The 12,450-nt window shown below is 38.8% G+C and carries 11 protein-coding genes; 2 read left to right on the top strand and 9 right to left on the bottom strand.

The annotated features are described in order from the left end of the window. The first annotated feature begins 2 nt into the window (after positions 1-2). Complete coding sequence (locus FCU45_RS03150; protein WP_137012199.1) at positions 3-2,027, top strand: bifunctional diguanylate cyclase/phosphodiesterase; 2,025 nt, start codon at positions 3-5, stop codon at positions 2,025-2,027. 18 nt (positions 2,028-2,045) lie between these two features. Here FCU45_RS03150 and FCU45_RS03145 read toward each other — a convergent pair whose 3' ends face one another. From FCU45_RS03145 to FCU45_RS03105, 9 genes are all read right to left on the bottom strand, one after another. Continuing rightward, positions 2,046-2,930: a sulfurtransferase gene (locus FCU45_RS03145; protein WP_137012197.1), complete on the bottom strand. Its 885-nt coding sequence runs from the start codon at positions 2,928-2,930 to the stop codon at positions 2,046-2,048. Positions 2,931-3,084: 154 nt separating this feature from the next. After that, on the bottom strand, positions 3,085-4,557 hold the full coding sequence (gene thrC / locus FCU45_RS03140; protein ID WP_137012195.1) for a threonine synthase: 1,473 nt from the start codon (positions 4,555-4,557) through the stop codon (positions 3,085-3,087). Positions 4,558-4,597: 40 nt separating this feature from the next. After that, complete coding sequence (locus FCU45_RS03135) at positions 4,598-5,020, bottom strand: hypothetical protein (protein WP_137012193.1); 423 nt, start codon at positions 5,018-5,020, stop codon at positions 4,598-4,600. Positions 5,021-5,127: 107 nt separating this feature from the next. Beyond that, entirely contained in the window at positions 5,128-6,351 is a 1,224-nt protein-coding gene (locus FCU45_RS03130; RefSeq protein ID WP_137012191.1) for a murein hydrolase activator EnvC family protein, read from the bottom strand. Next, entirely contained in the window at positions 6,348-7,160 is an 813-nt protein-coding gene (locus FCU45_RS03125) for a cell division protein FtsX (protein ID WP_137012189.1), read from the bottom strand. The genes FCU45_RS03130 and FCU45_RS03125 overlap by 4 nt, the downstream gene beginning before the upstream one ends. Next, positions 7,147-7,818, bottom strand: a complete 672-nt coding sequence (locus FCU45_RS03120; RefSeq protein WP_137012187.1) for a cell division ATP-binding protein FtsE — start codon at positions 7,816-7,818, stop codon at positions 7,147-7,149. Before FCU45_RS03120 ends, FCU45_RS03125 begins: the two co-directional genes overlap by 14 nt. After that, positions 7,811-8,983, bottom strand: coding sequence for a tRNA (guanosine(46)-N7)-methyltransferase TrmB (trmB, locus tag FCU45_RS03115; RefSeq protein ID WP_137012185.1), 1,173 nt, complete (start codon positions 8,981-8,983; stop codon positions 7,811-7,813). Before trmB ends, FCU45_RS03120 begins: the two co-directional genes overlap by 8 nt. Positions 8,984-8,994: 11 nt before the next feature. Beyond that, positions 8,995-10,359, bottom strand: coding sequence for a fibronectin type III domain-containing protein (locus FCU45_RS03110; RefSeq protein ID WP_246032223.1), 1,365 nt, complete (start codon positions 10,357-10,359; stop codon positions 8,995-8,997). Then, positions 10,307-11,278, bottom strand: coding sequence for an RluA family pseudouridine synthase (locus tag FCU45_RS03105; RefSeq protein ID WP_137012183.1), 972 nt, complete (start codon positions 11,276-11,278; stop codon positions 10,307-10,309). Before FCU45_RS03105 ends, FCU45_RS03110 begins: the two co-directional genes overlap by 53 nt. Before the next feature lie 51 nt (positions 11,279-11,329). Between FCU45_RS03105 and FCU45_RS03100 the strand changes: the two genes are divergently transcribed. Further along, complete coding sequence (locus tag FCU45_RS03100) at positions 11,330-12,442, top strand: FtsW/RodA/SpoVE family cell cycle protein (RefSeq protein WP_137012181.1); 1,113 nt, start codon at positions 11,330-11,332, stop codon at positions 12,440-12,442. Positions 12,443-12,450: the final 8 nt, after the last annotated feature.

The following is a 12,450-nucleotide window of genomic DNA, read 5'->3' as shown; positions in this document are numbered from 1 at the left end:
TTATGCAAAAGTTTCAGAAAAACTGCAAGACTCTTTTTTCGGATCTACTAGAGAACTCAAACGATATGCTTTTCATATTTGACGTCAAGGGTGAGAGCACAAAGATCATGTATGCCAATAAAGCGGCTGTTGAAACAAGCGGCTATACGCTTGATGAGATGAACGAGGTGGGGATTGAAAACTTTAGAAGACCGACTGAAGAGTCAAAAGAGTTTAAAGAGCATATAAAAGAGCTTAAAGAGAAGGGCTCTATGTTCGACTATGCAGTTATTGTGACAAAAGATAAACGAGAGATACCCGTAGAAGCAAACGTAAAAATAGTCAAAACAGAAGACTCCATATACAATATCGCCGTAGTCAGAGACATCAGTGAAAGGGCGGAGTACGAGAAGAGACTAAAAATAGAGCTTAATAAAAAGACAAAGCTTCTACGAGAGAACATCTCTGTTTTAAAGAGTTATCAAGACGCCATAGATGCCAGTTCCATACTTACTCGTTCCGATAAAAGCGGAATTATTACATACGCAAACGACAACTTCTGTAAACTCTCCGGATATTCAAAAGAGGAAGTTCTTGGAAAACCCCACAATATAGTTCGCCACGAAGAGACCCCGAGTGAAGTTTTTAAAAATCTGTGGGATACTATAAGCAGTAAAAAGGTCTGGAGAGGAAGAATAAAAAACAGAAAGAAAAATTCAGACTACTATATTGTCGACACGGTTATCGCTCCTATACTAGACTCCGACTCAAACATTAAAGAGTATCTCTCAATAAGATACGACGTAACTCAGATAGTAAAAAAGCAAAAAAAGATTCAAGAGCTAGCCCACACTGATATTTTAACGGGAACAAACAACAGGCTTAGCCTCAATAAAACGCTTATATCATGCAAAAAAGAGAAGATAAATATAGCTCTGATCGATATAAACAGATTTCATGAGATAAACGATTTTTACGGTGAAAACATCGGCGACAAAGTTATCAAGAAATTTGCAAAAAAGATACAGGAGTGTCTTGATGAGGAGTACAAGATCTTCCATCTGCAGGGAGATGAATTTATTATTTTAAATATTAGCTTGCCAAAAGAGAACTTTATGGAGAAAATGCTAAAACTAAACAATACTCTTAGCAGCCAAGAGTTGATAATAGACAATAAAACGTTTAATATCGACACGACTCTGGCATTATCGTTTGAAAAACCTCATCATCTGCTCTCAACCGTAAGCTTGGCTAGCAGATATGCAAAACACAAAGGGTTGTCATATAACATATATACCCCGCAAACATCATTTGAGGATGAGTACAAATCAAATATAGAGTGGACCTATAAGATCAAAAAAGCTCTAAGCAAAGATAGGTTTACTATATTTTTCCAGCCTATTATAGATACTAAAACAAAAGAGATCTTTAAATATGAGGCACTTGTGAGAATGATTGACGAAGATGAAAAAATCATTTCACCATTCTTCTTTTTAGACAAAGCTAAAAAATCGAACCAGTATATTCAAATAACAAAAATAGTAATAGAAAAAGCGTTTCGTGCCGTAAATGAGAGAGGGATCAGCTGCGGTATAAATATAACACTCGAAGATATTGAGTCAGAAGCAACAAAAGAGTTTATATTTGAGAGCCTCAAAAAGTGTAAAAATCCGCAAAACATATCTTTTGAACTTGTCGAATCTGAAGGGATAGAAAATTTTGAAGAGGTAGAAGAGTTTGTAAAAAAAGTAAAATCGTACGGCTGTTCACTCTCAATTGATGATTTTGGAACCGGCTACAGCAACTTTGAGTATCTTTTAAAGCTAAATGCCGACACGGTTAAGATCGACGGCTCTCTCATAAAAGATATAGACACCAATCAAGACAAGTATGACATCGTAAAGACTATAGTTATGTTCGCTAAGATCAAAAAACTCTCAGTCGTAGCAGAGTTTGTCAGCAGTGAATCTATCTATAAAACAATAGATTCACTTGATATTGATTTCTGCCAAGGGTACTACTTCGGTGAACCGAAGCCTTTGGAGTAAAACTCTAAACAGAGAACTCTATCTCTTAAACATCTCGTATCTGTATTTTGTCATAGGAGTATCGCCGTAGTTGCCCCACTCTTTCATAGATGCATCGTAAAGTCTTACATGTTTATAACCTAGAACTCCGCTAAGGACAAAATAGTTAAACGACGTCTCCAATCCTCCCGTACAGTAGACTAAAACCTCGCTCTCTTTATCAAGCTTATATCCGTCTCTAAAAAGTGCTTCAAGTTTTTTGATATCTTTTAACATATAGCTGTTGTCTATTGAGTAGTTCCAAGAGTAGCTCATTGCTCCGCTAATATGCCCATCTCTCTCAACTGTGTCTGTCGGAGTTATTCCAAGATATTTGTCAGCCGGTCTTGCATCGATCATCGGCAGCTTATTGAGATTTTGCATAACGTACGCTTTGTCTGCAACAAGCTTGCTGTCTATTTTTACTTTGTAGTCTGACTTTTTGACACCCGCAACCTTATCGCTTAGTTCATAACCGCTCTCCATCCAGCTGTTCATCCCGCCGTTTAAGATAGCTACATCTTTTATGCCGTGATAATTAAGTGCCCAGTAGATATATGTGCTCTTTAATAGATCCATCGGTGAAGATATATTAGCATAAAGCACTACTCTGCTCTTCTCATCAATTCCAAGTCTCTGTATCTCATCTTGAATCTCTTGACTTGATCGTACAAGCAGATAACTCTCTTTTGACTCTCTCCACTTTCCTATTGAACTATTTTGTGCGCTAGGAATATGCTCAAGCAGATAATCGTCAGGCTCTGAGACATGAACAACTCTCAAATTTTTATCTGTCAAATTTTTATTCAACCACTCGGCGTTTACAACAGGCTCTATGGCAAATGCACCCATAGAAAAGAGTAACAATACAACTAATTTTTTCATAAAAAATCCTTTTTAAAATCTGTGCGTATTGTAGATGATTGAAGCTTAATGATAAGTGGTATCAATTTTGTAGTTATTTTATTTTGCTAAATAATCAGATTGAAATTTTAAACCTGCACCAATCTAAAAGATGCAGATTTATGAGGATGGTTCTTTAGAGAAACTTTAATATCTCTTTTTCTATATCCTCTTTTTCTATGACCGTGTTTTGAACAATCTCTTTTGTAAAGAGCTCTTTTATCATATCCGGTATTTTCAGGTTTGCCTCTTTAGATATGGAGACAAGAGCTTTGAGGTCTTCGCCGTCTATCTCTCCAGTAAGAGCATTTGCGATGACAGGAGAGAATTTTGTCCACTCAGCCGTTGAGTACGCTATCGTTTTTATGCCATCTCTTGAGCATGTCTCGTAAGATTTCATACAAGTCGCGGTATGCGGGTCCATCAGGTAAGAGTTTTTGTAGAAGGTCTCTTTGATATACTTTTTACCTTCATCCCCGTTGCAGAAATCCGCATCGAAACTCTTTTGAAGATATGCAAGCTCCTCAGACGTCAACTCGTAAAAGCTACTCTCTTCAAGGCTCTGCATCAACTCTTTTGTTCTTTTGTATCCGAACATATCATACAAAATTCTCTCAACATTAGATGACTTTAGTATATCCATAGCAGGAGATGTAGTATTTACTACATGAGAGTCTCTTAGATCATACTTTCCTGTTTTTATAAGCTTTGTCAAAACATTGTTCTCGTTTGAGGAGATAATGATCTTCTCTACAGGCAGTCCCATCTTCCACGCATAGTACGCGCCCAGAGCATTTCCAAAATTTCCGCTTGGAACGTTTAGGTAAACTTTCTCTCCCATAGTTATAGCACTTTGACGAACAAGCTCTAAATAGCTGTGAATATGATAGATGATCTGAAAAATAATACGCCCGAAATTTACCGAGTTAGCGGCAGAGAGAAGTATGTTTTTCTCTTTTAGCGCCTTTTTGAACTCTACTGAAGCAAGCAGTCTTTTGAGCGCATTTTGTGCATCATCAAAAACACCGTTAATACCTATTACCTTTAAGTTTTTTGCATCTTCAGTCACCATCTGAAGTCTCTGAACGTCACTTGTTCCACCCTCAGGGTAGAGACATGCCACTTGAACATTTGCTCTATTTTTAAAAGTCTCTAGTGCAGCAGGACCTGTATCACCGCTTGTAGCTGCGAGAATAAGATAGTTCTCGCCTCTTTTTTGAGCGATTGATGAGAGAACTATACCAAATGGCTGAAGCGCCATATCTTTAAATGCGCGGGTCGGTCCATGGTAGAGCTCGCTGATATAGAGATTCTCTTTTACCTTTACTACAGGAACGGGATTTTTTGGATCGTCAAATTTGTCGTAGAGATCAAGCGCATCTTTGATAACGCCTCTCTCTATATCTATATCAAAATGCTCCAGCATGTCAAATGCCAGCTCTTTGTATGAAGAGCTAAGGTGTTTAGTTAAAAAACTCTCTCCGAGCTCAGGCAGTTCTTCTGGGACATAAAGACCGCCGAATGAAGCTATCGGGCTTAAGATCGCCTCTGAGAATGTAACACTTTTGGGACTGTTTTCATCGCATCCGCGAGTTTGAATAAAATTCATAATTTCACATACCTAAAATTTTTTTGCAATTATACCTAAATTAATATCGATTGGGATGCCTGTTCTTTTTCTTAGGAGCTCTGTCATACCTAAAAAAGGAGATAAATATAGCGATCAAGATTAATGTTGCTGCTATCTCATAGCCTATAAGCCAAACGATCAAAAAAGCGTTCATATCCAAGAGCATAAAATTATCGTAATTTCCGCCCGCTATAAAAAAGAAAAGAAATATCGCTCCTGTTATATAAGGAACAGCGAAAAAATAGAGAGTATAAAATATCCCCTCATATCCCTCTATAACAAAGAGATGATCGCTTAGCTCAACTTTTTGCGAAGTAAAGGAGGGCTTTGGTTGGAGTTCATGATTTTGAGGTCGAACCTGTCTGTGACTCTTTTCTCTTACTATCTGGTTATAGTACATCTGGTTGTTTCTATGGTTATCAGGGTCTCTTTTCGTATCCATTGTCGGCTCTTTTTGCACATAAGATTAAAATTAAAATTCACGGAAGCAAATCAATATTTTATAACTAAACATAATAACAGGAATTATTTTTAAATCTGTTTAAATCCTTACTGAAAAAGCCTAATTGGATTTATATGAAACGATTTTTGCGTAACCTCAAATATCAGCTCATCATTTACGCGCCCGATCGTATAGCCCTTTTTGATCTTTTTGCCTTTTTGAATATCGGGAGCTATCTGAGAGAGGTTTGCATATATCGTATGCAGACCGTCATCATGCTCGATGATCACAATGTTATCAAGGATCGGAGTCTTGTCCGCAAATATAATTTTACCGTTAAAGACCGTCTTTACTTTTGCATTTTTCTCGCTTGGCTGCAGCGATATAGACTCGTTAAAGACTTTTATGCCGTAGATCGGGTCGGTGTATGTTCCATACTCTTTTGTAATTTTGTAAGGCTCAAACGGCGGAATTGTTTTTTTGCCGGTATATTTTTTTGTCTTTGCCGCTTGGTAGCTGCTTCCGTGATTTTTAACCTTTGGAAGATCTTTATCGCCAACAATATCTTTCGCATCAAAAGCCTCTTTTCTTGCAGCCTCTTCCTGCGCCTTTTTTATCTCATCTATCTTTATAATATTTAACTGCGAGAGAGTTTTCTTCAGCATATCCTGCTTATTGAACACCTCTTGTAGCTTCTTTTTATAAGATGCCTTTGCGACCTCAAGCTTTTTAAGCGAAGATTCATTCTCTCTTTGGGTTTGCAGCAGCTCTTTTCTTTTGTCATCAATATTTTTTATGGCAGCTTCGAGCGAGCTGACTTTGGAGTCTAGAATCTCAATGTTTTTTGAGTTGTTGTAAAATTTTTCGTTAAGCTCTTTTATCTTCTCTTTTGCCGCTTTAAGCATAAGCTCCAAGACCTCATACTCCATCATAGACTCAGCACTCGCACTATACTCCTCTTCAAGTATAATAGAGAGGGAGACGCTTTGCGCGATGGTAAAGACAAGCTCCTCTTCAAGCTCCTGTGTCTCTTTTTTGAGAGCCTGCTGAGAACTCTTTAGCTCTTCAAGCTCTTTTGTATTCTCACCGTAGCTTCCCTCTTTCTCTAAAAGCTCCTCTTTTAACTGCTTTAGACGCTCCTGCTGCCGAGTGATCTCTCTTCTCTGCTTTATTATCGCCTGAGCGGTTTCGTTCATCTTTTTGTTTATCTCTTGCTGCGTTTTTGTAAAAGAGCTTATTTCAGAACTTGTCTTTGCTATTTTAGCATCGACGCTAGTCTTTGCTTCTAGGTAGAGATATGCCAATGAAAAGAGTAAAAGTAAACGGATCATGCCTCTTCTTTATGCCCCAAAACTATTAGAGAGGCAAGCAGGATCGATATGGACATAGCGACTCCCAAAATTAGCATAAAATCATCCACCTGATCAAATATCACTATGCTTATTCCGATGTTATTAAGCTGCTCTAAGACCAGCGGTGAGGATGAGAGATACATAAAGACCCCAAAAGCAAGAAAACTTGCAATTAGCGCATCAACGATGGCAAGTCTGAACAAAACTGCCGAACGAAGCCATAAAGCCGCGCCGAAGAGTCCCATAATGCTCATTCTCTCATTATGTTTATACTGCCATATTCTAAGCTCTTTAATAATCAATAATACCGTAACCACAAGGACTACGATGGCAAAAAGAGCGACAACGTTCTTAAAGAGTGTAAGAAGTTTGTATGTCGTATCGTGCGTGTGCGAAAAATCTTCTACCTTTTTTATCGAACTGTTTTTAAGCAGGTCGCTTCTTAGCTCTTTTACCTCGGCAGGAGTCGGATAACGGGTTAAGCTCAGTTTATAAAATTTAGGCAGAGTCAGTTTTAAAAGCTCCACATTTGCACTCTTCATATCGCTGCTTAGTCTATCTATGACAGAATCAGGCGAGAGCTCTTTGGCATCTGCTATTATGCTGTTTATTGCCAGTATCTCACTGTTTTGAAGCTCCTTTTTACTTACTGCTATAACGGAGTAGTTCTCTGCAAGATTTACTTTATAAGCCTCTATGGAGCGTTCGGCTATAAGATATGCCTGCATCGAAAAAAGTATGCTAAGCAGCGCTATTACAAGTGAGAAGTGATTTTTAACAGACTTCATGAATACTCCCATACTCTATATGAAAATGTTTGTAGTCGACATTAAGTGTTTTTGGAATATTGTGCGTCACGACAATAACGGTAGTGTTTAACTGAGTGTTCGCGCCCTCTAAGAGGTTCCAGATAAGCTGCGAAGAGTACTCATCAAGGTTGCCTGTCGGCTCATCTGCCAAGATCAAAACGGGGTTGTGCGCAAGCGCTCTTGCCATTGCAACTCTCTGCTGCTCTCCACCGCTTAACTCCAGCGGAAATTTGCCCGATTGATGGTTCAGTCTTACATGTTTTAGAAGCTTATCCACCTGATTGTTTGCAACGCTCTTTACGTAGCCGTTGATAAGAAGAGGAAGCATAATGTTCTTGTCAATTGTCCACTCTTTTACGAGTTTATAGTCTTGAAACACTATCCCTATGTGGCGTCTTAAAAAATTGAGTCTTGAGCGAGATACGCCTCTGATCTCGACTCCTCCTACTATAAGAGAGCCGTTTTTGGGCTTTAGCGCTCCGTAAAGCGACTTTAGAAGAGTAGATTTGCCGCTTCCGCTCGCCCCTGTTATAAATACAAAATTTCCAGAGTCAATTGAAAAATTGACCTTGTTGATAATTGTATCACTGCTAGAGTATGCCAGTGACAGATCTTTGGCTACTATAACTTTATCCATGAAGCACCTTGTTTAGGAATTGATGAGCGATCAGATTGCTTTTTGATCTTAGAGGAAGCGCAGGATAGTAGCTGGCTTCTTTGCCTCTACTAACGATATAGAGATGTTCAGGCTTGTCAAAACTTCCCATTGAGATGCGCACCATAGCCCCATCTTTTAAGCTGTATGTTCTCTCAAAATGTATAAATCCGCCTTCAAACTTTTGCACTTTTTTATGAAGCTCTAAAATCTCTTCGCTTGAGAGGTTTACATCAAGCAGATCAAAATCTCCATCCAGCTCCAACTCCGGCGACTCTTCATCATTTATCATGGTCAGATCATAGATGTTCTTCTCCATCTTTCTCCATCTGTCCTCGTACTTGCTAGTTACTGCGATATCTCTGTTCTTATTTATATGAAGAGTAGTTCTGTTAAATGCGATAAAGGTCTCGTATGAGTAGGCATAATAGTTCTCGCTGTCTGTGCGAAGCTCAAGCGTTCCACCGACTTTAAGTATACGTCTTGCCTCCTCTATAAAAGTTGTGGAGATCACTCTTCTGTGAGGTTTTTTATCCCACGGAACAGGGAAATGGACATATATCTTGCCCACAATATTTGATGGGACAAGCTCCATAAAAAGTCTTGCGTCGTAACTAAGAAGAAGGATATTGTCCAGTTTTTTGATAGCTATCTGCTTTAGAACCTGCTCAATTGAGGGATGATGTATCTCGATGCCTATAAAAAGTACTTCGGGGTTGCTTATAGCTTGGTGAAGAAGGTGTCGTCCCGAGCCGAAACCGACTTCTATTCTTATCTCTTTGTCTTTTGGAAAATTGTGGGCAAAGTAGTTTATATCTTTGAGCGCAGTTACCTCTTGAAGATGTACATTTTTTTGATTTTGAGGCACATTGGAAGAGAGTACTTCCAAACCTGCCTCTTTGGCGTATGTTAAAAGCGCCTTGTGAACATTATATATAGAAGCGGGTTTTGTGAGCTTGTCTACCTTTAAAAGATTTCTCCCCTCCTCCTCTTTTAAGAGCAGAAAGAACTCATCATCTTCTACGGTTACGGAGATAAGTTTCTCCTCTTTGTGGTTAGCATTGTCTGCTATAAAATTAAAAGAGACTCCATCACTAACTGATGGAAACTCTATCTCCTTAAACTCTTTTATATGTAGATGCGGCATTCATTCTCGTTTTAATTAAAATCTTGTACTGGTACTATTATGTCTTGTTTTTCTTCTGCTGTATTCTCGTAACTTTTCTGCGCAGGGATCTTCTCTTTAGAGTTTATTGAGTTTATGATCGTTTTCTCTTCGATTCTAAGCTCGATCTCGATGCTCGGTTCTGATTTTATACCGTTTGTATCGACTGAGAAGACTCTGTAGTAGTAAGTTTTGCCTGCCTCTATCTCAGAGTCTATAAACTGCGACCCTTTGATGTTTTCAAAATCTTCAATAGAGCTCTCTATAAGGCTTTTTTTGTATCTTTTTTGTACGCTGTAGCTCTTAACTCTTTCATCAGAATTGTTCCATGAGAGAACCACTTTGCCCTCAATAAGTTTTGCCTCTACCATAGATGGCGTGCTTGGCTTATTTAGCGTCTTTCCAAGAGCCGAGTGATTGCTATGAACGCTTTCAAGCTTATCTTTGTCAAAGACACTCACTCTGTAGAAATACTCTTTTCCATCCTCTTCTACAATATCTACGTATGAGTTGTTTTTAGTATCTATTATCATCTTATAGCTTCCGTTAATTGCAGAAGATCTATAGACTCTGTAAACCAGAAAGTCGGGAGTCTCACTCTTCTCCCACTTGATCTCTATTCTTCTTGGAAGATCCGTTGAAGCGGTAATACGCGTTATCTCTTTTGGAAGCTCTTTTGTAACTACCTTTACCTCTTGGCTAGGGTTTGATAGAAGATTATCAAAAGTAAGTGCGCGGATGCGGTACTTGTATGTAAAGTTATCTTTTAGGTTTTTGTCTATGTACTCTGCATTCAGTCTTCCCTCTACGGTCGCTATATCTCTCCAACTATCCTCTTCAAGAGTTTTTCTCTGAATAATATAGGACTTTACCTTTTGATTGACATGCGGTCTCCAGATGATCTTCGCACTTCTTGGCATACTCTCAATACTGTGTATCCAGCTCACCGACTCTAAAGGAGGAAGAGATGCTATTGTTGTTACATTGCTCTTTGGCGACTCTGCTTTTTCGCTGTATGTTTTAAAGTAGTAGCCGTACTTTGAGCTTGCTTTTATATTATTATCCAGATAGTGGGTAGAAAAACGGTTATCAACCGTATCATAGTACTCGTTTTGGTTCTCTTTTACATCGTCAAGATTTATTTTATAGATATAAATACCTTGCACACGCGGGTCTTCTATGCGTTCCCACTCAAGTGCTATGGCATTAATATCAACAATAGTTCCATTTTTTGTAAGCTTTACCGTTGGCAGCGATTCATCTATGACCGCATCTTTCTTGGGTGTAGGCTTTAAGGCACAACCGCTAAGAATTAGTAGAGAAGCCGTGCATAATGTAACTAGTGTCCATAACTTCATTTATTTGCTCCGTATTGAATTTTTTGTTTATGTAGTCCATCATCTGTGCATCAGGCAGTACGGAAAATGTGACCATCTCTTTACTCGTAGGATGAATAAAGTATATTATATACGCATGTAGCAAAATGCGTTCCGATTTCTCTTGTTTTGGGCTTTGTGCATAGATATGATCGCCTATAATATGGCGGTTCATACTCTCTAAATGAACACGTATCTGATGCGTTCTTCCCGTAGAGAGCTTACATGCGACAAGCTGATTTTTCTCATCACTGCTAAGTGCCAGGTTCTTAAACTGAGTCTTTGCATATTTTCCATGCTCCAGACATGCCATCTTTAGCCTGTTATGAACACTTCTGGCGATCGGAAGCTCTATCTCCGTAATATCATCTTTTAGAGGAGGATTAATGACTGCAAGATAGTATCTTCCCATGCTTTTGTCTTGAAGCTGCTCGGACAAAAACTCATGCGAAGCGTTGTTCTTCGCTATAACCATCGTTCCGCTTGTCCCTTTATCGAGTCTGTGAACAATACCGTGGCGCTCTTCCCCGCTTATAGTAGAGAGTCTGATCCCTTTGTGTTTCAGCCAATCGACCAGAGTCGCCTCTTTTACGCTCGGTGCAGGATGAACGGTAAGACCGCTTGGCTTGTTTATGACCAGAACGTCATCATCTTCGTAAAGTATCTCTACATTAAAGTCAATATCCAGTGCCTCTTTTACTTCAGGCTCAGGGAAGGTGACCTTGACAACTTGGTTCTCTTTTAACTTAACACCGCTTCGAGAGACTACTTTACCGTCTACCTCTACGCACTCTTTTTTAATTAAATTGGCTATTTGTGAGCGGCTCTGCCCTATGTAAGAGGTCAAAAACGTATCAAGACGCTCAGGATTCTCGCAAACATAACTCTGTGTATTATTCATATATTATTAACCTTTATGATACAATTTCTAAAATTTTATGGAGTTTCAAATTTGTGGAGAATTGATAAACGTATTTTAGCACAATTTGATTTTTTTTCTATTATCCTCATAATTCCGCTTGTAATCACCTCTCACTGGCTTATTGATGAAGTCGTTCCGGCTCTTGCACAAAAACAGATAGCATACGTCGGAGTCTCTGCTTTGGTATTTTTAGGAGTATTTTTGCTCCCTATTCGAAGGATGAGCTGGGTTATCCCGCTTGTATACTGGATAAACATAACGCTCCTTTTAGCGGTTGAATTTTTCGGTCACGCAAGACTTGGAGCGCAGAGATGGATAGAGATACCCTTTATTAATGCCACCATTCAGCCATCGGAGTTTGTAAAACCTGCCCTTATATTAATGCTTGCATACCTGATTCACAAAAATCCTCCGCAAATAGACGGATACAGAATAAAAGATTTTTTAAAACTCAGTTTTTTCATACTGCTTCCATTTGTCCTGATCGCAAAAGAGCCGGATCTGGGAACAGCTCTTGTTCTTCTTCTTATAGGGTACGGCATACTTTTTTTTGTTGGTGTTCACTGGAAAATATGGGCAGTCATTCTCGGTGCAATTCTTCTTCTTTCTCCTATCGCTTACAAATTTCTGCTTCATGATTATCAAAAAACAAGGATCAAAGATTTTGTCAGCGAAAAGCCGTCATATCATGTTCAGCAGTCTATGATTGCAATAGGTTCTGGGGGATTTACAGGCAAGTCAAAAGATGAGGCAACACAGACACAGATGCGCTTTCTGCCGATATCTACGAGTGATTTCATCTTTGCTTTTCTTGTTGAGAGAAGCGGGTTTTTAGGAGCTTTGGGGATTATTCTTATATATGTTATGCTTATTTTGCATCTCTTTAGTCTTAGCATTTTTTACAACGACTACTACATAAAGGTTGTCACGATAGGAATCTCGTTTATGATCTTTATCTATATGGGGGTAAACATCTCGATGACCATAGGTTATGCACCTGTCGTTGGTGTTCCTCTGCCCATGTTTAGTTACGGTGGAAGCAGTTTTCTTAACTTTATTATTCTATTTGCGATAATGCAGAACCTGATAACGTTCAGATACAAAGATATGTATGACGGACGTGGGACAAAAAGCTTTTTATAAGTGATTTT

It is taken from the genome of Sulfurimonas crateris (assembly GCF_005217605.1).
In the GTDB taxonomy this organism is placed as follows: Bacteria; Campylobacterota; Campylobacteria; order Campylobacterales; family Sulfurimonadaceae; genus Sulfurimonas; species Sulfurimonas crateris.
The sequence above is the reverse complement of the archived record's forward strand: the minus strand, read 5'-3'. Positions and strand labels throughout refer to the sequence as shown.